This is a genomic window from Belnapia mucosa, from assembly GCF_016775475.1.
Taxonomy (GTDB): Bacteria; Pseudomonadota; Alphaproteobacteria; order Acetobacterales; family Acetobacteraceae; genus Belnapia; species Belnapia mucosa.
Window position 1 is genome coordinate 18,244 of record NZ_JAEUXJ010000021.1, and the last position, 21,601, is coordinate 39,844.

Genomic DNA, 21,601 nt, shown 5'->3' on the forward strand with positions numbered 1-21,601 from the left:
CATGCACCCCATCTGCGGATACCGTCCGCTTGCGAGGTGTCCCAATCAACCGTGGGGCGGAGGAGCGCTATGGGCCAGGTTCTTCACGGTTGCGCCCGCACGACTGAGGCAGTCCGTCGGGCGATCCAACATAGTCAAGAGAGCCTGAGAGCCCTGGCCCGGCGCCATGGGGTCAACCCGAAGACGGTGGCCAAGTGGCGCGCCCGCTCCGATGTGGCCGACCAGCGCACCGGCCCGGCCGCAGCCCGCTCTACCATCCTCTCGGCTGAGGAGGAGGCGATGGTTGTCGCGTTCCGGCGGCATACGCTGTTGCCGCTCGACGACTGCCTCTACGCCCTCCAGCCTACCATTCCGCATCTCACCCGCTCAGGGCTGCACCGCTGCCTCCAGCGCCACGGCATCTCCCGGCTGCCCGAAACCGATGGCGACAAGCCAGCCCGCAAGCGCTTCAAGACCTACCCGATCGGCTTCTTCCACATCGACATCGCCGAGGTCAGGACCGAGCAGGGCAAGCTCCATCTCTTCGTTGCCATCGACCGCACCTCGAAGTTCGCCTTCACCCAGCTGCACGAGCGTGCCACTACGCGGGTCGCGGGCGACTTTCTCCGAGCTCTCCTGCAAGCCGTGCCCTACCGAGTGCACACCGTGCTCACCGACAACGGGATCCACTTCACCACCCTCGGCAACATCGCGTCAGCCGCACCACTCATCCGCGAGGCCATGGATCGTGGCGAACTCTTCCGCGCCCACTCCTTCGAGCTCGCCTGCGCGCAGAACCGCATTGAGCATCGCCTGACCAAGCCTCATCACCCGTGGACGAATGGGCAGGTCGAAAGGATGAACAGGACGCTGAAAGAGGCCACCGTCCGGCGCTACCATTACGCCAGCCACGACGAGCTCCGCAGCCACCTCGCTCTGTTCCTCGACGCCTACAACTACGCCAGGCGGCTCAAGACGCTGAAGGGCCTCACGCCCTACGAGTTCATCTGCCGATCATGGGCCACCGAGCCCCACAGGTTCACCGCAAACCCGCACCACCAAATGCCGGGACCAAACATCTAGCGCCGCTGGTCTCGGCCGCCACTGGCCCGCTGGGCGCCCTGGTGCTGCTGCACGACCCCGAAGCGATACTCCGCCCGGCTACGGAGGTCTTGCGGCAGGCCTTCAGCCTGACGGTAGCGGAAGCGGCCGTGGCCCAGGCCTTGCTGCACGGTGCCACGCTCCGGCAGACCGCCGAGCAGCGCCAAGTCAGTCTGAACACCGTCCGTAGGAGAAGCACGGCAGCAAGCGGCGCCGAACCTGGAAGATGCTCCACCTCGCCACGGACGCCGACACCGGCCAGATCATCGCTTCGGTTTTGATCCGCAGGGATGCCGATGACGGTTTGCAGGTCGGCCCTTTGCTCGAGTGGGTCGACGGTTCCGTGGCATCCCTCACCGGTGACGGTGCCTGCGACCGCGACGACGTCTACGCTGAAGTCACGGCGCGACATCCAGATGTCGCCGTCATTGCTCCTCCGCGCGCGAACGCGGTGCCGAGCGGCACAGCTGAGACCGCTCCGACACAGCGGGACGCGCATCTGCGACGTATTGCCGAGCGCGGCCGCATAGGCTGGCAGCGGGCGTCGCGATACAATTGGCGCGCCCTGGTGGAGGCCGACATCTCGAGGTGGAAGCGCGTATCGGTGATGGGCTGCGCTCACAGACGGATGGGCGCTAGGCGATCGAGGTGGCCATTGCCGTCAAGGTGCTGAACTACATGCTCAAGCTTGGGCGGCCAAAATACATTCGGATCGCATGATCTCAGACGTGCGCAGGATCAGTGCGTCCAGGCGACTGACCTGTGCAACACGGTGACGCCATGTTGCACCTGCTGGTCACGTTCCAGGCTGACGGGATCAGGCCAGGCCGATTTCGTCAACAGGCTGGTAAAGCGCGGCCCATCGCTGCCATTATTGCCTATGAATAGTGATACAGATCAGCATGACCATGGGTTGGGCAATGGGAAATCATATGATGTATGGCCTGCATCAAAAAGGGCAAATGGTTACGTTAGTAATGGCAGCAATTTTTTATACCATGTTAGCGCCGGGGTTCGCTCAAAGTTCGGCCCATGATAGAGACTGGGTGACCTGCACCAAGTCCAGCACCACAAGCGAGCCGGATCAGGTTATAAACGGGTGTAGTCGCGTCATAGCTAGAAACAGTGAACCACAGCAATTGAAAATGGCTCTGGTGCAGAGAGGCTACGCTTACGCAGCTAAAAACCAGCACAGTCTAGCCATCGATGACTTTAGTCGAGTCATTCAGCAGCATCCGAACGACGCACTTGGTTATATGGGCCGAGGTAGTGCTTACGATGGGTCCGGCCAGCATTTGAAAGCTATTGCTGATTACAATCGCGCCATTCGGCTAAAACCAGACGAACCATATGCCTATGGTAGTCGAGGTATGGCCCATAAGGCTATGGGCGAATACGATAAGGCCATCGCTGACTTTACCCACGCCTTGCGGCTCAATATTGAAAATCCAGCTTTGACCCATGCACTGCGTGGCCTTAGCTACGAACGCAAGCGCGATATCGCCAAAGCATCTGCAGATTTTCAAAAATCTCTCCAGCTAGATCCTAATAATCGTGTTGCTCTGTTGGGGCAGGCAAGGCTTCAGCGCACGACTGATACACAGGCACAGCAACGGCCGGGATCGGAAGAGCGTTTCACTGAGGTGGTGGCAACGCTCATCATGATGCCGATGCCCGGCATGCCCTCCTATATCCCCGCTCGCATGGCACGATTCCAATTAAGCAGGAGCGCCAGACTGGTGCGAGAAACAAGCCCAAGCTTTGGTCTCACGGACCGCGATGTTGAACTCATCATGGCCAATCGGCCCGGTTCTGCTGTTCTTGTGGAAAACGCTGAGAACCGCGCCATCCTCGCTAAATTCTTAGCCGACCTTCAGGCCCAAGGACTGCAGCCGGTTGGCAAGGGGTCAGCTTGGTACAGCTATCGTTTTCGTTCCCCTTAAAAGGCGTTCCCCAGCCACTCCACTCCTATAGCCTTCAGGGGGCTTTGTTGGGTCGATCTTCGGACCGCTGGCCTTCACGGTAATGGTGAGCTGGAGTGGCAGCTACGATCTCGCCTTTCTCGTCATGGCGGCTCAGCTGGCAGCTTTTGGGCTGGTCAGTGCCGTCATCCCGTCGGGCGGAACCGACCAGCGGGGCCGACGTCACCCTTGAACACCGGTCGGTATTTGGCGGTCTGGCCTCGGCGAGCGTTGATGGGCTTGCCGGTGGTCAGCGAGGCAAAACCGGGGGTAGCGCGTGAGGGAGTTGATGGAAATGGGACTACCGCCCGAGTTCCATTTGGAAGTACGCCGTCCCCTATCCTGACCAGCGGTAAGTCCCACCTGCTGCAACTGAGCGCCTACCAGAACCGGTTGCTCCGTACGGCTCAGAGCTACAGCCTTGCTTGGCCAGGACGCCCCTTGTGGCCACTGGCCTTACGTCCGGTGTTGGTGGGCAAGCGGGTGTCTCTGGTCAGTAGTCGAAGTCGGAGCTTTGCGGCCATCCTGGACATTCGCGGTATTAGGTAGCATCCACACCAAAACCACTGATGTAAACGAATACCGTTGGTCGTATCATATACGTTCTCGTCTGGAGACGCATGATGGCCGACCAAGTTCTCCCTGCCCTGGTGCAGCGCCGCGCCGAACTGGCCGGCGAGTTGCAGAAGGCCCAAGGGCACGTCCAGCAGCTTCATGCGGACCTCGCTAGCCTCGACGCGGTGATCCGCCAGTTCGATCCCGACTACCCGGTGGCGAGCATCCGGCCGAAATACCGCCGGGCTGAGACGCCAGCCGAGCACGGGGCCATGAGCCGGTCGGTGCTGGACATCCTGCGGCGGGCTGGGGAGCCGCTGTCAGCGACGGAGATTGCGTCCAGGGTGATAGCGGAGCGGGCGCTGGACGCCAGCGACAAGGGGCTGCGTCGGCTGATGGTTAAGCGCGTGGGAATGGCGCTGCGGTATCAGCGGACGAACGGGATGGTGCATGAGGTAGCTACTGAAGGTGTAGCAATGGCCTGGGGGATTGCTCGGTAAAGCGGCTCTGACCAGAGTAGAGATTGGGTGCGTGCGCGCAGCATAATGACGGGGCCCAGGAGCTAAGCACGTGGCTCTTGGCCGGACCCGAATGTGGAGATAAGTTCAAGTGGAAAGCTTAACTGAGTTGAATGAGCATGCTACAGAAATGCGTCCAGCGGTCAGGCCCAGACTTGAGGAGCAACTCGCTCCATTCTTCAATGCCAATCCAGCTTCCCGTTTGGTTCCTGACGGTGAGAATGACGGCAAATATCTGATAACGGCACTCTGGGGTGACCCCTCAGTCGATCTAAAGCTGGACGAAGACGACACAAAAATCATCGACACTCTAAACTACGTGGCGCTACCTGAGCGTTTCACCGCCATCTGGCATCGTGACACAAATCGCCTCGAAATTATTTTTACGGCCTTTCCGCTAGGCAGCGCGTCAAACGACTTGAAAGGCCGGGCGTTTGATTTTGAACACAATGATGTTCTCTATAAGTGCGCGTTTGGAAAGTCAAGCGAAAGGCTTCTGGAAATAGCAGGCCGTTTCGTTCAAGCTCAGCCCTCGGCTACATCATACCGAAATCTGCAGTCATTCAAAATGGTGACATTGAAGCAGCCCGATTTGGCTTCAATCGGTATGCATCTTGACCCGATTTCATTTTGGATTGACGGCATAGTGTGGAGTGATGATTTGGTTATTGACGTCGTAAATCATTTGAATTTTTATATGGCTTATTACGACAAACTTTCGCCCGTCATAATGGTTCATTCGCCCAAAGCCGAAAGCTTGAACCGAGAGGCAGTTCTGCGTTATCCGTTTAAAACTTACCCATCCCACATAACCGCACGCCCACTTGATGATAACCTGCTTCACTTCTGGACTGCGTCGCGCAGCGGAGACCCCATTCGTCGATTTCTTTACAATTATCAGATACTCGAATATTCTTCATTTTATTTTATCGAAGAGAACATAAAGCGGTCTGTGCGAAAATTGTTGTCTGCACCTCACGCGGCCACAAGGCCTGACGAATTGACAGAAGAAATTCTCGAACTTACAGCCGCCAGCAAAATGGGGGATCCACAGAAGCTCTCCCATTTGATCCAAAGTGTGGTTGACCCTTCGATTGTATGGGCAGAAATCGAGAGGCAGATTGACTATTTTTCGAGGCCAGTTGTTTTCGATGGAGGTTTTTCGCTAAAGGCGGCTTGCGCCAAAAATTGGACGAGTTCAGATTTTAAAATACATTTCACCCCGGCTTTCCCTGATGCCCTTCGTGCTATCCGCAACGCGCTTTCGCACGGCCGAGAAGCGCGTATGTCAGCGGTGATAACACCGACTGTGGGTAATTTTCAGTTGATACAGCCATGGGTTGCGCCTATAGCAGCGGCGGCTCGCGAGGTGATGGTCTACCGCCATCTCGCGTAATTGCTCTTGACGCCAGCGCGTCCTTCAGGTGCGATGCGCGCTGGAAACGTGCTAGCCATGCTTCGCGGCTAGGTAAGGTTCATCTACTGAACTGCATGGGAGAACGTCATGCGCCCCGTCGTTTAAAGATGCTACCGGACAAGCGCCGCTCAATCGAGCGGCGTTTTTTTTGCGATCCTGCCATCATTGCTAGTTGCTGGCGCTAACCATCATCTCTTCGGGCGGTCTCACACTGCTCGCGCACGCCCGTGCTGCCAGTATCCTGCCCAGACCCGCGAAACAGGGTGTGCCACTGCCGCCGCAGTCGCCATCTCATGCAGCGTCCCGTTCGCCCGCCGCCGATTGTCCTCCCGCCAAGCCATTTCCACGGCATATGCGGCGAGATACTTCCCGCTGATGTGGTGATGCTGGCCCAACTCGGCACGACGCAGACGGGAGAAGTAGCTCTCCGCTTGGTTGGTGCACGCACCGTCTAGGCTGTAGGCTACCGAGTGGTTGATCCGCTTCACGTCGAAATAGGCGTGCAGCTTGTCCCAGCCGCCGGCCTCGTCCGCGTGGACCACTGAGCCGGGCGCCACGGTCTGGCGGATCAGGTTGATGGCATCCGCTTCCTTGGCCACCACAAAGGGCTGCGTCCGACCGGCTTGGCCCCGCTCGCGGGCGATCACCACGGACTGACGCTTGCCGGTCTGCTCCTCCAGCAGCCGCCGATCCTTGCGGTCCTTCTTCTCGTTTTCCTGCTTAACGTGGCCGCCGAAGTAGGCGCCATCCACTTCCACCACACCGGAGAGCTGTGCACCGAGTTGCTTGGAGGCGATCGCCTCCCGCAGCTTGTGCGCCAGGACGAAGGCAGTCTTGTACTGCACGTCGAGGTCACGGCCGAGTTGGAGGGCAGAGATGCCCTTCACGGCGTTCACGAAAATGGCGATGGCGGCCAGGTAGTCCCGAATGGCCAACTTGCGGCTGGCGAAGATGGTTCCGCTGGTGACGCTGAACTGGTGACCGCATGCCTTGCACTTCCAGATGCGCCGGGCTGCGTAGGTGTAAACCGCCGTGCATCCGCAGCGGGGGCAGAAAGCCTCACCGCCATTGTCAGCGAACCGGATCGCCACGAAAGCCGCATGCGCCTGGTCGTCGCTCATCTGCCAGATGCCCTTGAGGCTCAGGGTCCGTGCTTTGGCAGAGAGGAGGAAGTGCTGGCCCACGATGCGCCTCAACGATTTCCGTTGAGGTAAGTTATATCCACGCTAAGCGGTGGCGTCCACGCTTTCCGTTGACCTTGCTTTCTGTCGTTGATCCCTTTAGCGTGACCCCATGCTGTCGCCCGAACAGAGCCGTGCCGCTCGCGGCTGGCTGGATTGGACCCAAGAGGAGTTGGCCAAGAGGGCCGGCGTCTCGCTCAGCACCGTGCGGGATTTTGAGAAGGGGCGGCGCGCGCCGATCCCTAACAACCTCGCTGCACTACGAAGCGCGCTAGAAAATGGCGGGGTCGGCCTGCTCTTCGATGAAGCAGGAAAGCCGGCCGGCGTCGGATGTAGAGACGCTGGCCGGCAACCTGACTAGAACCCGAAGTCAGGTTGGTTGTCGTTGGCATAAGTCCGGAGCCGGAACCTCGGCAGCGGGATCGGATAAGCCGGTGGGAACAGCCTGCCGTGAAGAATGGCATTCACGGTCGAGGGGTGTAGCCCGATCACATCCGCAGCTTGAGCCTGCGTCCATCCCATTGTGCCTACGGCCCAAAGAGCATGACAGGCTTGACGGAACGTAGTCCGCTTCCGGCGCCTCGGGCCGAACACATACACTCCGCTGCGAAGCTTCGCTTCGGCATAGGGTTCGTGCCGAAGGAGCCGGGAGGAGATTGGATACGCGCGCATACTGGACTCTCTCTTGTGAAGAGATTGAGGGGGCATCCAGCTTGCAGACGGTTTGGATGCATGGCATCCTTCTCTCGTTCTCGCGAGAGAACGCTGTCTGCAAACTGTAGTGGGTGGGCGACAGTCGTGTTCTGAACCGGGGGTGCCTCGCGGGTTCCAGCCGCGAGCCCCGGTTCAGTCACACATGCGGGGACTGCTGCGATCCGAACGGATCGCTCTCATGCATCCTCTCCTTCTTCATCTTGGGTTTCAGGCTCCGCTTCGTCTCGATCACCCTCATTTTCGAGGCTGTCGAGAGTAGGGAGAGGCACGCCCTGTGACCGCTTGAGTTGTTGAAAGCGGGTCAGGAGGTCGATGCCTTTTGGTGTGATGCTGAGTAGGCCGTTGTCGTTCTTGACGACCCCGTTGCCAACGTCAGCAACCATTTGTTCTTTTACCCGCCGAGCACTGAGCCGGGTTGCTCTCACGACCTGCTCTAATGAAACGCTTTCCGCGTTTTGCAGGGCGCACAGCATCAAATAGTGCTGATCACCAAGGCGGGCTTTCGGCTTCTGGCTAATCTCGCCGTCATCAACGATCAGGTTTTCGTCCGCCTGGTCCGAAAACAACGGCCTGCCCTCATCAAGCGACCGTAAATCTGCCTGGATGAGGCTCACCGTGGCGAACAGCGCCTCCAACTCGACACGAAGCTTCTCCCGCTCAGCATTGCACCGAGCGATCACGGCTTCGGCCTTTTCTTGAAGTGCTGCGATTTCGGTAAGCCGGTCCTCCCGGCGCCGAATTAAAGCCTCGTGGACCCCGAGAAGGGGCACGAGACCAGCAGCATCAACGCGACTCGAAGCGGTAGCCATGCCGAACACTGCCACGGCACTAACCTGAAACGCAAGCGCCGCACATCTCTTGCGATTTCGAAGCCGCTGGTGCCCTGTGGATAAACTGTGGATAACTTGGCCGCTTGGGCGCTTGCCGCCGATATCGTTTCATATAAGAGCGATTTGCCGCTCTTGGTGTGCTTGCTACCTAATACCGGACATTCGGAGCTTGCTTCCCGCTGTTTCACGGCAGACATCAGGGTAGAAGCTCAATGCAGCGTGGCGGGCAACCACCTTGGGCGACCTATTGGCCGGCCGTAAGAACCTTGAGCATTGCCGCCGCCTGATTTTGGTTCCCCTTGACGACCGGCTGCCCCGGCCTTGATGCGGGCGGGAGCTCGAGTGTTATCGTAGCGGTCCCAAGCTCCAGGGGGGACAGAATGACCGGGGAAACAACCCTCACTGACCGCCTCGCCTCCCTTTGGGACCATCTCGGTCTCAAGACCGCGCACGTGGGGGCGCAGATTCCAGCCGATCTCAGCGGCTTTGTGGGCCGGCACCCAGAAAGGATCGCCAGTCTACTGCTATGCGAGGCGCCGGGCATCGACCCTGTTTCTTTCGCCTCCCTGGCCTCACGGGTGACGCTGGTCGCGGGTGATGCGGGCCTTTCGGGGCAAGTCGCCGAGGCCGCTGCGCCGCAGCTTCCGGGATGTCGTCGGGTCACACTAGCCGGCTACGGCGAGCAGATTTGGGCTGATAGCGTGTCCCACCGGGCAGGGGAGATCGTCGCGGCGCTGCGTGATCTGCCCGGCGAGGCCTCGGTGCCAACTACCGCCTCCGACCGCGGCAGCCACGCCGGCATCACCTACCGTGTCTATGGCGCCGGCCCTGCCCTCGTGCTGCTGCCGCTCCTGCTCGCCCCGTCGCAGTGGGACGCTGTCCTTCCGGACTTGGCGCAGCGCTATTCGGTTGTTGTGTTGGGTGGGCGTTACCTGAGCGGGGTCGCACTGCTCGAGGACCGAGCCATGAGCCCGAGCTACGCCGGCATGGTGAGAACGATGCTCGAGATTATAACCCCTGTTCCTGGCGAGACGATCCTGGAGGTTGGTTGCGGTTCTGGGGCGCTGCTCCGCATGGCGTCGCGGTATCTCGGCAGTGCCATCTCCCTCACGGGCGTGGATCTCAACCCATTCCTGCTGCGAGAGGCAGCAGTTTTGGCTGAGGAGGACGGTTTGGCGGATCGGATCGCCTTCCGGGAGGGCAACGCGGAGCGCCTGCCATTCACGGATGCCAGCTTCGACCACGCCTACAGCGTCACGGTGCTGGAAGAGTGCGATGCCGAGCTCGCGCTGCGGGAACTCCGGCGCGTGGTGCGGCCGGGCGGGCGCGCCGGCGTAGTCGTGCGGGCTGCCGAGTTGCCGCATTCTTGGAATGTGGAGCTGCCCGAGGCGCTCCGTTATAAAGTCGAGAACAAGCCCCCCATGGTGAGCCCACGGGGCGTGGCCGACCGCAGCGTTTACGCCCGCATGGCCGCCGCCGGCTTCGAGCGGCTGACCTGCTTCCCTATGCTGGCCTCCTTCGACCGGATCGAAGGCCCATTCTTCCGGTTCGGAGAGGGGCGCGTGCTTGCGCAACTAAACGCCGAGGAGAAACCGGTGTGGCAGGCGGCGCGGCAGGCAGCGCTGGACGCGGGCGTGCTGTTCATGACCTCGCCACACCATTGCGTGGTTGGTCGTAAGCCTTGAGGCACGATGCGTTGGCGGATTGCCTGTTTCATCGTCAACGCCCTGTATGCCCATTGCACGCTTGTAGGGCGGAACCCGGAAGGAGAACGACGCCATGGACGTCTTCGACTTTGCCGGCATGTCGGTTCACTGCGAAGTTTGGGGCGCCGGGGGTGCGCTGCTGATGGCGCACAGCGGCGTCGGCTCCGGCGCGCAGTGGCAACGCGTCGCGGCCTTCCTGGATGGTCGGCGGTGCGTTGCCCCCGACCTTCTTGGCCATGGCCGGACCGGCGCGCCGGCTGGGGTGGCAATCACCCATGACCTCCAGGCCGACCTGCTCGCTGCCCTGATCGAGCGAGGCCCTGCCGGTCCCGATCCGGTGGACGTGGTCGGGCACTCCTACGGCGGCGCGGGCGCGGTCCGGCTCGCCCTGAGGCGGCCAGGGCTGGTGCGCTCCCTCGTGCTGATCGAGCCGCTGCTGATGTCGCTGCTCGGCGAGGCGGGCGACCCGCTCTTCGCGGAGTACGAGGCGGTGGCGCGGGACTTCCTGCGGCACGCGGAAGCTGAGAACGCCGCCGCCGCCTGGGCGCGCTTTATGGACTACCGGAACGGGCCGGGCGCGTGGGCTGCGCTTGGCGAGAAGGCCAGGGCGCGCCTCGTTGCCCAGACGGCCCTTGGCGCGGAGACGTTGCGGGCCAACCTGGCGAACCCGACGACTCTGGTCGACTGTTGCCGGATCGCCGTGCCGACCACGGTGGTCCTGGGCGCCGAGACGACCCCGGCGGACCGTCGGACGGCGGAGGTGCTGGCCGCGACGGTGCCGGGGAGCCGGTGCGTGGCCATTCCGGGCGCCGGGCACATGTCGCCCCTCACCCACCCGGAGGAGGTGGCACGCATCATCCGGGAATGCCCTGGTAAGCCTTCTCCGCCGAGCCCAGACGAACCGGAAATCCGGTTGTAGAGCTAGCGATCGGGATCCGGTGAGTTAGGCTGCATTGGCCGCACCGGCTCGATGCGGACGGCGTTGCGTGCCATGTGCGTCACCATCTCGATCGCCTGCTCAAAGCCGGCTGCTGAGGCAGAGTTCGCGTCGCGTTCAATCTGCGCCAGCGCAGCAGGCAACATAGCGCTGAGATGGTGCAGGATCTCCTCCCGTTTGGCGAGCGGTGCGCGCGTCAGCAAGGCAAGGTGGGAGATCAAGACCGCAAGGACGGCCTTCAATGCGTGAACCTCGCCCTGAAGCTCGCTGATCCGATCACGTTGCTGCAGAGGTGGTCTGGTCGGATCCGGGGTCATCGGCTTTTTCTGCTGAAGTGGGGCAGAATGCCGCACGGATCACGGCGAAAGCGCAACCCCCTATAAGTATTGTTGCATCCTGCTATGCGTAGCCGCTTAGGATGCGGCGCCTGAACACACCTCCGTCTGAGGTGCCCGCCCCAACCGGGGCGGGCACCTGGCCGCGATCAGGCGATCACGGCATGGGTCGAGTAGGTCGCCTCGTACAGGGTGACCAGGTTGTCGCCATTCTGGTAGGCCGCGGCCCAGGCTGCCTGCTCGCCGACGCCCGGCACCGAGTTCTCGCCGCCATGGGCGAAGTCCTTCGGCACATGCTCGGTCGTCGTCCACTTCTGCACGCCGTCGACATAGCCGGTCAGGCGGCCATCCTGCCAATCCAAGGCATAGGTGTGCTTGTCGGTGAACTTGATGCCGTCCAGCTTGTAGGACTGGAACTGGTCGGACCCGTCGGCGCCCTTCCAGTGGATGGTCGAGTAGACGCTGCCATCCGGCGCCACCTCGGCCATGTCCAGCTCCGGGCCGGGCCACTGGTCGGATGCCGGCCAGAGGCACATGAAGGCGCCCGGCGCGCTGTCCTGGTTGCCCTTCACCGTCCAGGAGAAGAGGCCGTAGCCGAAGCCGGCGCTCGAGCCGCTCGGCGCGATCATCGCACCCGACTGGCCGAAGCCGTCGCCAGCCCAGGAGCCAATGTCGACCTGGCCGTCATGCGCCCAGACATGGCCGTAGTTGTGGCTGAACTTGCCGAGGCCGCCGTCGAAGGTCTCGCGCCAGACCAGATCGTAGCCGGAGGGCAGGATGCTCTCGCCGCTGGTCGTGACGCCCGAGGAGATGGGCGGCGTGACGGTCGAGGCGATGGCGAAGTCGTGGCTACCATTCGACAGCAGGTCGAAGGAGCCGCCCGCCTGCGCCTTGCCGTTGTAGGAGATGGCATCGACATGCAGGTTGCGGTCGGTCGCCGAGCTGCCGCCATAGAGGTCGTTCAGGAAGGTGACCGTCACGGTATGGGCGCCGGCGCCCCAGTTGCCGTGCAGGGTCAGCGTGTCACTCTGGCCGGAGGAATGCAGCGCCGAGGCGGTCAGCGTGCCACCGACCTGCTTGCCATCAACGCTGACGGTGTATTGCGCGTCGCCGTTATAGGCATCCTCGCTCAGCTTGATAACCAGGCTGTCGGCGCCAGTGCCGACCGTCGTGCTGGATGGGGCGTGGGACACCACGGTGGCGGCGATGGCGACGTCGTGGCTGCCATTCGCCAGCAGGTCGAACTTGCCGCCCGCCTGCGCCTTGCCGTTGTAGGAAACGGCATCGACATGCAGGTTGCGGTCGGTCGCCGCCGAGCCGCCGTACGAGTCGTTCAGGAAGCTGACGGTCACCTTGTGCGCGGCGGAACCCCAGTTGCCGAGCAGAGTCAGCGTGTCGCTTTGGCCAAGGGCGTGGCTGGCATGGGCGGTCAGCGTGCCGCCAATCTGCTTGCCATCCACGCTGACGGTGTATTGCGCATCGCCGTTGTAGGCGTCCTCGCTCAGCTTGATGACGAAGCGGTCGGTGCCGGTGCCGATCGTCGTGGCGTTCGCGGAGCCCGTGACCGGGCCGGGGCTGGTGGTCGAGGTCGGCGTCCAGTTCAGGGCCACGATCTGGTCGTAGCCGAGCCATTGACCGGTAGCGTCATGATAAGCATTCACCAGCGAGCCGATCGCATTCCAGTCGATGGTCTGGCTGGTCGTCAAAGACGCGCTTGATGAAGCCATGGGAACGGCGCTCCAGATTTCGCGATATCACATATTCGTGATGCCTGGAGTGAAACATACAGTTACCTCAACCATAGGTTCAATTGGAAACCGCAAGGTCCGCGGTCACGTTGTGTGGTCGGAGAGTTAACGGATCACCGAGGGTGCCTGACGACGGCAGCCTCGAAAGCGATGTAGTTGCCGATCGTGGTCTCGATCATCTTATGGCCCTGCACCTGCCGCAGCACCTCAACCGCTTTGCGGCCTGTTCGTCGACCCCGCCGCGACGGCAGAATCCTTCCAGCCGCTGGCGACATGCTGCCCGCCGGAGCGGCGGAGGTGGCGCAGGACGCCTTGGGGGCAATGGGGCCGTGGGCAGGGGGCGCGTCGGTTTGGCTGGCGCCCTCACCACCGCCGCGCTCTGGAGCGTCACAGCTGCCGCGTTGCAGCTGTTTGGGGCACTGAACGTCGCATACCGCGAGCGCAAGACGCGAGGTCCTGTCCGGCGCTGCGCCATCGCATTGCTGTTCGCACTCGGTGCCAGCTGGAACCGGGTAGCCTACGGCCCGTGCATCGCTGACGCGCGACTGGAACGCCTGCCAAGGGTAGTTGTGGACTGCCGGGGCCGGATGGTCCCCTCCCGCCACACTCATGCCGGAACCCATCACGGGTGATGTGCTGTTTGCTAGGTATCGCTTAACCCAAAGCGATTATCAGCCTTGGCGAGAGCCGGAAGGAGCCTGTTGACTCGAAATGCTCCTCCCCGGCCATTGCGGTCAGGGCAGGCTGGTGCCGGATGGCACCCTCTCGAAGCCTTGGGGAGCCTATCGTGGTGGGACCGATCTCGTCTCGCAGCGTGGGCCTGTCTGAACTCGGTTGTTCCAACGCAACCACCCTGACCGCTTACGCACTACTCACGCCCGTCAGGCGCCACAGTGTTGCCTCTGCTCCCGGCGGGCAGTGTAGCCGTGGGTGATGGGATAGCCGCAGGCTCCATTGCCAGCGGCAGCGTGGCGTCGATAACGCGTTGAACACAGTTTTCCGAAGCATCAGGACGCACGTAGAGGGCTTGGCATACTTGTTCGACATGCGGGCGGAACACGGCGATGGCCTGTACCTGCTGTGGTGTCGCTGAACCAGGAGCGGCCGGGAGACCGGCCAAGGGTGGTGCAACAGTTTGCGCAGTCGATGGGCTCAGTGCAGCAACCATTGGGATCAGCACTGCCACAAACCTTACGGGCCTGATTGAGAGCGGTGGCATCTGAAATCCTGTTTCTTTTAGCAACTGGATGAAGCGCCGCTGGCACAACTGTAGATCCTGGCTTGGCTGCCTGTCCTCGGCTTCCTGCTGAATCAGCCTCAAAGCAGAAACTCTAGCTGTTGACACAACTTCGGGTTGTTTTAATGGCTTTCTACAACCTATGCGGGTAACTTCGACGTAACTTCCTGTTCTCGCGATGTTACATATCGCTGAAGCGGGAGCACGCTCTCATCCTGAGGTGTCGGAACTCAGGATAGAGGAAACCTACAATGACGGTGCTGCTGGTCGAAGATGACACCATGGTGCGTCTCACCCTCGCCGACTTCTTCGACGCGGCTGGGCTCGATTTTCTCGAAGCGAGCAATGCTGAGGACGCCTTGGCCATCCTCGACGACCCGTCACAACCTGTCGATGTGCTGGTCACCGACATCAACCTGGGCACAGGCGATAGCGGCCTGGCCTTGGCGGCCAAGGCGCGGCAGAGACGGCCGAAGCTGCTGGTCATCTACGAGACCGGCAGCCCGGAGACCCTGGCCGGCCGTAATTTCTCTTCCTGGGAGCGGGTCTTCTACAAACCCTTCGATCCGACGGCCCTGGCGGCTACGGTGTCAGCCTTGAACGGACCCTGCCGCCCAGGAAGGCCCTACTACCGGCCGTCGGCGGGGGAGAACATGGCGTCCAGCTTGTAGCCACCCTGCTCGGTCAGCAGCAGGCGCGGCTGTCCGGGATCCGCCTCGATCTTCTGGCGCAGGCGGTAGACATGGGTCTCGAGGGTGTGGGTGGTGACGGCGCTGTTGTAGCCCCAGACTTCGTTCAGCAGCACCTGGCGCGGCACCGGCTTGCCGCCGGCGCGGTAGAGGAACTTCAGAATCGTGCTTTCCTTGTCGGTCAGCCGGATCTTGCGGTTGCGCGCCGTCTCCTGCAGCAGCTTGGCACTGGGGCGGAAAACGTAAGGCCCGATGAGGAAGGTGGCGTCCTCGGAGTTGTCGAAGACGCGGAGCTGGGCGCGAACCCGGGCCAGCAGTTCCGGCAGCCGGTAAGGCTTGGCCAGGTAGTCATTGGCCCCGGCATTGAGGCCGCGGACCACGTCCTGCTCGGCATCCTGGCCGGTCAGCATGATCACCGGCATGCGCCGCCCGTCGCGCCGCAGCTTGGCGCAGAAGTCGCGGCCATCGGCATCGGGCAGGCCGATATCGAGCAGGATGGCATCGTAGCGCGCATCGGCGCTGGCGAGCTTGGCCTCCGCCTCGGCCGCGCTCTCCGCCTCATCGGCGCTGAACTCGCCGCCGAGCAGGATCTGCTCCGCCAAGGTGGCGCGCAGCGCGGCATCATCCTCGATGATGAGGATCTGGCGAAGGGCGGACATCGTGGTCTCCAAGAAGAGGAGGAAAGGGCCACATCTTGGCCCGATAAATCGTCTATAGGTTGAGATAACAACTTACAAATCACTGACATGAGATTTTTGTCTAAAAATTACTGCGGTCTCCAAACACCCGGTGATGCCGAACTCGCTCCACTCGCCCAGGTTGTCCGCCGCTGCGCATACGGATTGCGAAAGGGTCTTTTCTCTCGGATACGTGAAGTGTATACCATGCATCATCGCGCAAACGTGAGGATGGCCATGCAGACCAAACTCTCCTCCTGCAAGACCCGCCGCCTGCCCCTGGCGACAGCCGATGCCGCCGATAGCCGCCGGCGCTCGCTTCACACCATGATCGCCCATAAGCGGCGCTGCCGCGACGCGGGTGTGCCCGACAGCGCGACGATCAGCCGGATGGTTGATGCCTTCCTCGCCGCGGGTGGGGCTGTCACCGCCTGTCCGCCAGCCTACGTCCTGCCAGTGCAGAACGGCGCCGGGCGCCAGGGCTGACCGAACCGACTAGCCCCGCCCACCGCTCTGCACCAGCACCTGGGACACGACCGATAGCCACGTGGACTCAGCGTGGTGCACCAGTCGACGGATTGGGCCCGGTGAGCCCGACCCGGGTTTCCGGTCATGCGACGCGGACGTACTCTGGGCGGCCAAGCTCAAGCATGCGGTTCAGCACGTTGGCAGCGACAGCCACCTCAGTGCTCTGGCGCCCGTCGGTTTGCGAACGCAGGCCATCACCGATGACGCGTTTCCATCTTGAGATGTCGGACTCTACCAGAGCTCGATGGTTGTACCCCGATGCTTTCTGCCAGCCCATGCGCCCGCGCTCGGCGATGAGTTGCAGGTGTCGGTCGCGCCGGGTCGGCGCAGTCTCAGCCTTGTCACTCGGCACCGCGCTTGAGCGAGGCGGAATGATGACGTCGGCACCCGGATGCCGCGTAGTGACCCCGGTGTAAACGTCGTCCCTGTCGTACGCACCGTCACCGGCGAAAAACGCCACCGGCCCCTCCGCTTGGTCGAACAAGGGGCCAACCTGCGAGCCATCGTCGATATCCTTGTCGGTCAGCGCCGATGCGACGATGAACCCGGTATCGGCGTCGGTGGCGAGATGAAGTTTGCGCCACCCACGCCGTGTCCTCGTGCTGTGCTTCCTCACAAGCCACTCGCCACGGCCGCAGAGCTTCAATCCCGTGCTGTCCACCAGCAGTTGCACGGGCTCACGCCCACGACGCGGGCGTGGTACCTCCAGCGTCTCCGCTCGGCGGCTCATCGTGCTGTGGTCGGGTACGGCGAGGTCGGGGCCAAGCAGGCCGATGATGCAGGCCATAAGGCCCTCCGTCTGGCGCAGCGCCAGGTGGAACACCGTCCGCAAGCTCAGCGCCGTGGTGATCGCCAGGGCGGAGTAGCGCGGCTGCCCGCCCCGGGTGGTCCGCCGCTCAGCCCGCCACGCCTTGATCGCCTCGGCCGTGAACCACACGGTCAGGCTGCCGCGTGCCCGCAGACCAGCCTCGTAGGCAGGCCAGTTCGTCACCCTGTGGTGCTGGTGTGGAATGTGGTGCCGCCGGTCGGCATTGGCTTTGAATGGAAAGCGGGGCGACCCTCGATGAGATCGGGCATGGCCCTGGCCCTATCCTACCCCGGCAGTGCCAGTCGGGCCCATCCGTGCACCACACTCCCGGGAAGCGGTAGCCAGGGTAGTTGGTGGGCTCGGACGCCATCCCGCCAGTTTGGCCCAATCACTTCGTTCCGGCCAGAGCTGGACAACGTGACAATGCCCCAGCCGGTGTGCCGCCCGCTTTAGGCCCATCCATGCACCAAGCTCACCGGCTGACGCTCTTTACCATGACGCATTCACCGAGCCGAGTGCCGACGCGGGGTGGTCCCAGTGCAAAGGCATATCGCCAATCAGAATGGGAGACCGCAGCCGCAGGGCAGGTCCCCAGGTCGTGTGCTCAAAATCAGGCGCATAATCGTTATCACGAGGTTCGCTGAAGGCGGGCCCCGAGGGGATGCCGCCACTGTCCAACAGCACCGCGGCCGTTCGTGCGAGCGAAAGCTTGGCCGAAACTGCGGTGGCATTACGGATGCGGGCGATCAGGCCATGGACCGCTGCCGCCGCCATCAGATAGCCGGTGGCATGATCGAGCGCCTGGACTGGCAGTGGTACCGGTCGATCAGCCTGCCTCCAACACATACCCGCCGCTGCAATGCCCGAGGACATTTGGACGAGACTGTCGAAGCCACGCCGGCCTGCCCATGGCCCAGTCCAACCATAGGCGCAGAGGGAAACATCGATCAGTCCAGCGTTCAGCGCACGGCGCTGCGCCGCGCCATAGCCAAGCCGCTCCAGCGCGCCCGGTCGATAGCCATGCACCAATATGTCCGCCTCGGCGAGCAGCGCCTCGAAAATGCACCGGTCGTTGGCATTGTGAAGGTCGAGCCTCGCGCAGCGCTTGCCGAGCGTGACGCTGGGCACTACCGCTGGCTCGTTCCAATCAGGGGGGTCGATCCGCAGTACATCGGCACCCAAGCCTGCTAAAAAGCGCGTTGCGACGGGCCCCGCCAGCACGCGCGTCAAGTCGAGCACCCTCACCCCAGCGAGTGGTCGGACCGGTTGCGGGCGCCATCGCGAGGCGTCGGTGCTGAAGTGCTCTAAAGCGATCAAAGACTCGGCCCTCACCGCCCGACCTTGCTCATGATCCCGCCAATCCGCCAGCGAGCGCATGGCCGCGGCGCAGCCGCCGGCGCGCAGGATGGCGGATTCCAACTCATTGGCGCCCCGCTTTGCGACCGCGGCAGCGATTACAGCCTGCTCACCCGGACAGCCAAGCACTGTTAAAGCGGCAGCACGATGGTGTGGCGCGTTGGTATGGAGGCGGATCCAACCATCAACCGTCTTATAGTCCCCGGCAATCGGATCCCAGGGTTCAGGCAGTTTCCAACCCAGCGGCCGCAGTGACGACAGCAACCAGGCTGAGGCTAGATGCCGATCGACTGTGATCCGGGGCTGTGATCCGCCATCGAGACCCAACAGCTCGGAAACCGCCAACCCCGCGGCTCCGATTGCTGCCACAGCCAGGTCGGTCACAGGAAAGCGAGACGGTAGGCTCTCATCCCCCGTGACTAGCAATTGGCTCCGAGCTTCCGATGTCAACGCCAAGGCTCTCTGGGCTCCCGTGAGAACCGTGGCGAAGGGGGAGTGGGTCTGAAGCGTCTCAGGCATTTTCAACACCCTTGCAGTGTCGCTCATGCTCGTGACTATCGACATGCTGGTCAATCTTGATACATCTTATCAATATGAAGGAGTGGGTCGGCCTCGCTGAAGCGCTCGGCTTGCTCGGCGTCAAGCCGCAGACGCTATACGCCTATGTCAGCCGTGGCCTGATCGAAGTACGGCGCGAGACCGACGCCCGGCGCAGCCTTTATCGCATGGAGGATGTGGCGACGCTGGCCAGGCGACGAGGCCGGAGCCGCAGGCCCTCAGCCATCGCAGCCAGTTCGATGTCCTGGGGCGAGCCCTCCATCGTTACCGCAATCTCCACCGTTCAGCGCGGGCGCCTGATCTACCGCGGTCTCGACGCAGCCGATTTCTCACATAATGCGACGCCCGAAGCGGCCGCACAGTTACTTTGGGACAACAAGAGTGACGTGATCTTCGCCGTCCCTAGAAGCGCCGCCGATACTGGCTTCCTAGCACTGGCTGCGCTCGTGCCGAAGAGCGAAGCCTTGATCGGTCGCAGCAGCGAGTGCCTGTGCCGCGACGCACAGGTGGCCATTGCGCACCTCGCCGCCGCTTGCAGAGTGCGTCCGGGCGCCAAGCTGCTCCATGTCGGATTGGCCGAACTCTGGTCGCTCGGCCGGGACGAGGCTGATCTGGTACGCCAGGCGCTGGTTCTGATCGCCGACCACGAGCTCAACGCGTCAACCTTCGCAACCCGGGTCGCCGCCTCGACTGGCGCACCGATCTCAGCCTGCCTCTTGGCAGGTCTCAGCGCCTTGTCGGGACCGAAGCATGGCGGTGCGGCTATGGCGATGTTGCGGTTGCTCGACGAAGTGGCTGCAGTCGGGCCGAGGATTGCCGTACAGGCTTGGCTGGATCGCTACGGATTCCTTCCTGGCTTCGGCCATCCGCTCTACCCAAACGGCGATATACGCGCAGCCACCTTGACCTCAAAGCTGACAGTCGACTCCCTGATGCGGGAACTTCAGGAATGCGTGCTGGATACGACCGGCACACTGCCCAACATCGACTTCGCCTTGACCATGCTGGTCCGCATGGCCGGTCTGCCGACGAGCGCGCCCTTCACGATTTTTCTGCTGGGCAGGAGCATCGGCTGGGCCGCCCATGCCATGGAGCAAGCGTGCTCCAAGGAGCTGATCCGTCCGCGCGCCCGTTACGACGGAGCAATCCCAACCTCTCAGGTGAAGAGTTAACACCTACTTCGGGGAGCGGAAGGCCGAGATCGATTGGTAGGGTTGGTCCGAAGCATTATCTGGCCATCGTGTTGCACGGGTCGGCGGCATGGACGCACGGAGTTCCACCCGCGTTGGGGATCATGCGATCCGGACGTACTCCAAGCGCCCGAGCTCGAGCATACGGTTCAGCGCGTTCGCAGCCCGTCGCCGATGATGCGTTTCAACCTCGAGATGTCGGCCTCCACCAAAGCGCGGAAGTTGTAGCCGGAGACCTTCTGCCAGCCCATCCGGCCGTGCTCGGCGGTGCATCGCAGATGAAGGTCCCGCCGCGTCGGTGCGGCCTCCGCCGTGTCGCTCGGCACCGCGTTCGCGCGCGGCGGCACGATGACCGCCGCCTCCGGATGGCGGGCCGCGACTTCAGCGTAGACGTCGTCCCCATCGTACGCACCGTCGCCGGTGACGGAGGCGGCCGGGCCATCGATCCGGTTGAGCAGGAGACCGACCTAGGAACCATTGTCGGCATCCCTGCCAGTCAGCACCGACGCGACGATGTGGCCGCTGTCGGTATCGGTGGCGAGGTAAAGCTTCTTCCACCCTCGCCGCCGCCTGGCGACGTGCTTTTCCGCCAGCCATTCGTCGGGGCCGCACGGCATAGCGGCGTGCAGGTTTACGCTGCCAACTGGACGCGTGTCTCCTCGCGCCAGACCCGGAAAGCCTTGTCGCGAGCGTGGCGGTATTGTGTGGCGTTGATCAAGTGCCGCCGCGGGCGGAAATGGCCGTAGATCATGGCCTGGGATGACAAGAAGCGCTGCGCTTGCTCGGGTGTTTGAACCGTTGCATCTGCCTCTCTCGCCGGCGCGTCGGCCGATGGGAGTTCTCCGCCTTGTTGTTCAGATAGCGGCTGGTGCGGTGTTTAACCTCGGGCAAGACACCGCAGCTGCGCAGGCCGTTCGTGACGATGCGGCTGGGCTTGAACTTGAGACCGGTAAGCAGGCGTTTGAAGAAGCGTTTGGCTGCGGTCGCGTTCCGCCGGTCCTTCACAAAGATGTCGAGCACGACGCCATGCTGGTCCACCGCGTGCCAGAGGTAATGCAGCTTTCCCTTTATCCTGAGATACACCTCATCAAGGTGCCAAGTGTCGCCTGGCTTCGGCCGGCGGCGCTTCGGCTTGCGGGCAAAGGTGCCGCCGAATGTCAGAGCCCAGTTCCGGCTGCTCTCGTGAGTGACGCTGATGCCTCGCTCGGCCAGGGTCAGCTCGACATCGCGCAGGCTCAAGCTGATCACATGATACAGCCACACTGCATGGCTGATGATCTCCACAGGTAAGCGATTTCCGGGGTAGGTGGCGGGCTCGGGCGTCATCAGCCCAGCTTGGCCCAGCCGCCTCGTTTCAGACAGAGGTCAACAACTGGGCGATGCCCCGATGCGGGTCGTGCGGGCGAGGTCGTCCGCATGCCGCGCCGCTGCGGCGCCGAGCAGATCTGGCAGGCCGAGCTGGACGGCGACGTGCAGGGTGCGCGAGACCTGGTAGGTAGTGGCCCCCCGCAGGGCCTCCTCCGCAACAGCGGCGGCGGGGGCGGGGCTCCGTCTTGCGATATCGTGCGCGAGCCCC

General features: G+C 62.6%; 18 protein-coding genes and 2 pseudogenes. 11 read left to right on the forward strand and 9 right to left on the reverse strand.

The features are described from left to right. Nucleotides 1–69: 69 nt before the first annotated feature. The 5 genes and pseudogenes from JMJ55_RS26435 to JMJ55_RS26450 all read left to right on the forward strand — a co-directional run bounded on the left by JMJ55_RS26435 (nucleotide 70) and on the right by JMJ55_RS26450 (nucleotide 5,510). Nucleotides 70–1,062, forward strand: coding sequence for an IS481 family transposase (locus tag JMJ55_RS26435; protein WP_202828614.1), 993 nt, complete (start codon nucleotides 70–72; stop codon nucleotides 1,060–1,062). Nucleotides 1,063–1,285: 223 nt separating this feature from the next. Further along, nucleotides 1,286–1,753, forward strand: a pseudogene (locus JMJ55_RS32180) (transposase); the annotation flags it as partial. 229 nt (nucleotides 1,754–1,982) lie between these two features. Next, on the forward strand, nucleotides 1,983–3,023 hold the full coding sequence (locus JMJ55_RS26440) for a tetratricopeptide repeat protein (RefSeq protein WP_202828615.1): 1,041 nt from the start codon (nucleotides 1,983–1,985) through the stop codon (nucleotides 3,021–3,023). Between the two features lie 638 nt (nucleotides 3,024–3,661). Then, nucleotides 3,662–4,096, forward strand: coding sequence for a hypothetical protein (locus JMJ55_RS26445; protein WP_202828616.1), 435 nt, complete (start codon nucleotides 3,662–3,664; stop codon nucleotides 4,094–4,096). A 127-nt stretch (nucleotides 4,097–4,223) separates the two neighbouring features. Continuing rightward, on the forward strand, nucleotides 4,224–5,510 hold the full coding sequence (locus tag JMJ55_RS26450; protein WP_202828617.1) for a hypothetical protein: 1,287 nt from the start codon (nucleotides 4,224–4,226) through the stop codon (nucleotides 5,508–5,510). Nucleotides 5,511–5,737: 227 nt separating this feature from the next. On the opposite strand, the gene JMJ55_RS26455 is transcribed toward JMJ55_RS26450, so the two are convergent. After that, a complete protein-coding gene (locus JMJ55_RS26455; protein ID WP_202828639.1) occupies nucleotides 5,738–6,715 on the reverse strand; it encodes an IS1595 family transposase in 978 nt (325 codons plus the stop codon). A gap of 109 nt (nucleotides 6,716–6,824) precedes the next feature. On the opposite strand from JMJ55_RS26455, the gene JMJ55_RS26460 reads away from it, so the two are divergent. Next, nucleotides 6,825–7,073, forward strand: coding sequence for a helix-turn-helix domain-containing protein (locus JMJ55_RS26460; RefSeq protein ID WP_202828618.1), 249 nt, complete (start codon nucleotides 6,825–6,827; stop codon nucleotides 7,071–7,073). Nucleotides 7,074–7,602: 529 nt separating this feature from the next. On the opposite strand, the gene JMJ55_RS26465 is transcribed toward JMJ55_RS26460, so the two are convergent. Next, nucleotides 7,603–8,250, reverse strand: a complete 648-nt coding sequence (locus JMJ55_RS26465; RefSeq protein ID WP_202828619.1) for a hypothetical protein — start codon at nucleotides 8,248–8,250, stop codon at nucleotides 7,603–7,605. 386 nt (nucleotides 8,251–8,636) lie between these two features. On the opposite strand from JMJ55_RS26465, the gene JMJ55_RS26470 reads away from it, so the two are divergent. Together JMJ55_RS26470 and JMJ55_RS26475 are read left to right on the forward strand one after the other, a co-directional pair. Continuing rightward, entirely contained in the window at nucleotides 8,637–9,941 is a 1,305-nt protein-coding gene (locus JMJ55_RS26470) for a class I SAM-dependent methyltransferase (protein ID WP_202828620.1), read from the forward strand. A 94-nt stretch (nucleotides 9,942–10,035) separates the two neighbouring features. Next, nucleotides 10,036–10,881, forward strand: coding sequence for an alpha/beta fold hydrolase (locus JMJ55_RS26475; protein WP_202828621.1), 846 nt, complete (start codon nucleotides 10,036–10,038; stop codon nucleotides 10,879–10,881). Between the two features lie 2 nt (nucleotides 10,882–10,883). On the opposite strand, the gene JMJ55_RS26480 is transcribed toward JMJ55_RS26475, so the two are convergent. Continuing rightward, nucleotides 10,884–11,216, reverse strand: coding sequence for a hypothetical protein (locus JMJ55_RS26480; RefSeq protein WP_202828622.1), 333 nt, complete (start codon nucleotides 11,214–11,216; stop codon nucleotides 10,884–10,886). Between the two features lie 167 nt (nucleotides 11,217–11,383). Beyond that, the gene (locus tag JMJ55_RS26485; protein WP_202828623.1) at nucleotides 11,384–12,940 is read right to left on the reverse strand and encodes a carbohydrate-binding domain-containing protein; all 1,557 of its coding nucleotides are present in this window, start codon (nucleotides 12,938–12,940) and stop codon (nucleotides 11,384–11,386) included. 1,530 nt (nucleotides 12,941–14,470) lie between these two features. Here JMJ55_RS26485 and JMJ55_RS26490 point away from each other — a divergent pair. Continuing rightward, nucleotides 14,471–14,890, forward strand: a complete 420-nt coding sequence (locus JMJ55_RS26490) for a response regulator (protein WP_202828624.1) — start codon at nucleotides 14,471–14,473, stop codon at nucleotides 14,888–14,890. On the opposite strand, the gene JMJ55_RS26495 is transcribed toward JMJ55_RS26490, so the two are convergent. Beyond that, nucleotides 14,848–15,567, reverse strand: coding sequence for a response regulator transcription factor (locus JMJ55_RS26495; protein ID WP_202828625.1), 720 nt, complete (start codon nucleotides 15,565–15,567; stop codon nucleotides 14,848–14,850). The genes JMJ55_RS26490 and JMJ55_RS26495 overlap by 43 nt on opposite strands. Before the next feature lie 255 nt (nucleotides 15,568–15,822). Here JMJ55_RS26495 and JMJ55_RS26500 point away from each other — a divergent pair, with 255 nt between their 5' ends. Beyond that, nucleotides 15,823–16,071, forward strand: coding sequence for a hypothetical protein (locus JMJ55_RS26500; RefSeq protein WP_202828626.1), 249 nt, complete (start codon nucleotides 15,823–15,825; stop codon nucleotides 16,069–16,071). Nucleotides 16,072–16,195: 124 nt separating this feature from the next. Here JMJ55_RS26500 and JMJ55_RS26505 read toward each other — a convergent pair whose 3' ends face one another. Further along, nucleotides 16,196–17,125, reverse strand: a complete 930-nt coding sequence (locus tag JMJ55_RS26505; protein ID WP_202828640.1) for an IS5 family transposase — start codon at nucleotides 17,123–17,125, stop codon at nucleotides 16,196–16,198. 285 nt (nucleotides 17,126–17,410) lie between these two features. After that, a complete protein-coding gene (locus JMJ55_RS26510; RefSeq protein WP_236034087.1) occupies nucleotides 17,411–18,622 on the reverse strand; it encodes a CoA transferase in 1,212 nt (403 codons plus the stop codon). 230 nt (nucleotides 18,623–18,852) lie between these two features. Between JMJ55_RS26510 and JMJ55_RS26515 the strand changes: the two genes are divergently transcribed. Further along, entirely contained in the window at nucleotides 18,853–20,007 is a 1,155-nt protein-coding gene (locus tag JMJ55_RS26515) for a citrate/2-methylcitrate synthase (RefSeq protein WP_202828628.1), read from the forward strand. A gap of 167 nt (nucleotides 20,008–20,174) precedes the next feature. Here the strand turns inward: JMJ55_RS26515 and JMJ55_RS26520 are convergent, their stop codons facing one another. After that, complete coding sequence (locus JMJ55_RS26520) at nucleotides 20,175–20,372, reverse strand: hypothetical protein (protein WP_202828629.1); 198 nt, start codon at nucleotides 20,370–20,372, stop codon at nucleotides 20,175–20,177. A gap of 284 nt (nucleotides 20,373–20,656) precedes the next feature. Beyond that, nucleotides 20,657–21,351, reverse strand: a pseudogene (locus JMJ55_RS26525) (IS6 family transposase). Between the last annotated feature and the right edge of the window lie 250 nt (nucleotides 21,352–21,601).

Coding starts and splice junctions, on each gene's coding strand:
- JMJ55_RS26435 (WP_202828614.1), top strand. CDS start 70: ATGGGCCAGGTTCTTCACGGTTGCGCCCGCACGACTGAGGCAGTCCGT.
- JMJ55_RS26440 (WP_202828615.1), top strand. CDS start 1,983: ATGACCATGGGTTGGGCAATGGGAAATCATATGATGTATGGCCTGCAT.
- JMJ55_RS26445 (WP_202828616.1), top strand. CDS start 3,662: ATGATGGCCGACCAAGTTCTCCCTGCCCTGGTGCAGCGCCGCGCCGAA.
- JMJ55_RS26460 (WP_202828618.1), top strand. CDS start 6,825: ATGCTGTCGCCCGAACAGAGCCGTGCCGCTCGCGGCTGGCTGGATTGG.
- JMJ55_RS26470 (WP_202828620.1), top strand. CDS start 8,637: ATGACCGGGGAAACAACCCTCACTGACCGCCTCGCCTCCCTTTGGGAC.
- JMJ55_RS26475 (WP_202828621.1), top strand. CDS start 10,036: ATGGACGTCTTCGACTTTGCCGGCATGTCGGTTCACTGCGAAGTTTGG.
- JMJ55_RS26480 (WP_202828622.1), bottom strand. CDS start 11,216: ATGACCCCGGATCCGACCAGACCACCTCTGCAGCAACGTGATCGGATC.
- JMJ55_RS26490 (WP_202828624.1), top strand. CDS start 14,471: ATGACGGTGCTGCTGGTCGAAGATGACACCATGGTGCGTCTCACCCTC.
- JMJ55_RS26495 (WP_202828625.1), bottom strand. CDS start 15,567: ATGTCCGCCCTTCGCCAGATCCTCATCATCGAGGATGATGCCGCGCTG.
- JMJ55_RS26500 (WP_202828626.1), top strand. CDS start 15,823: ATGCAGACCAAACTCTCCTCCTGCAAGACCCGCCGCCTGCCCCTGGCG.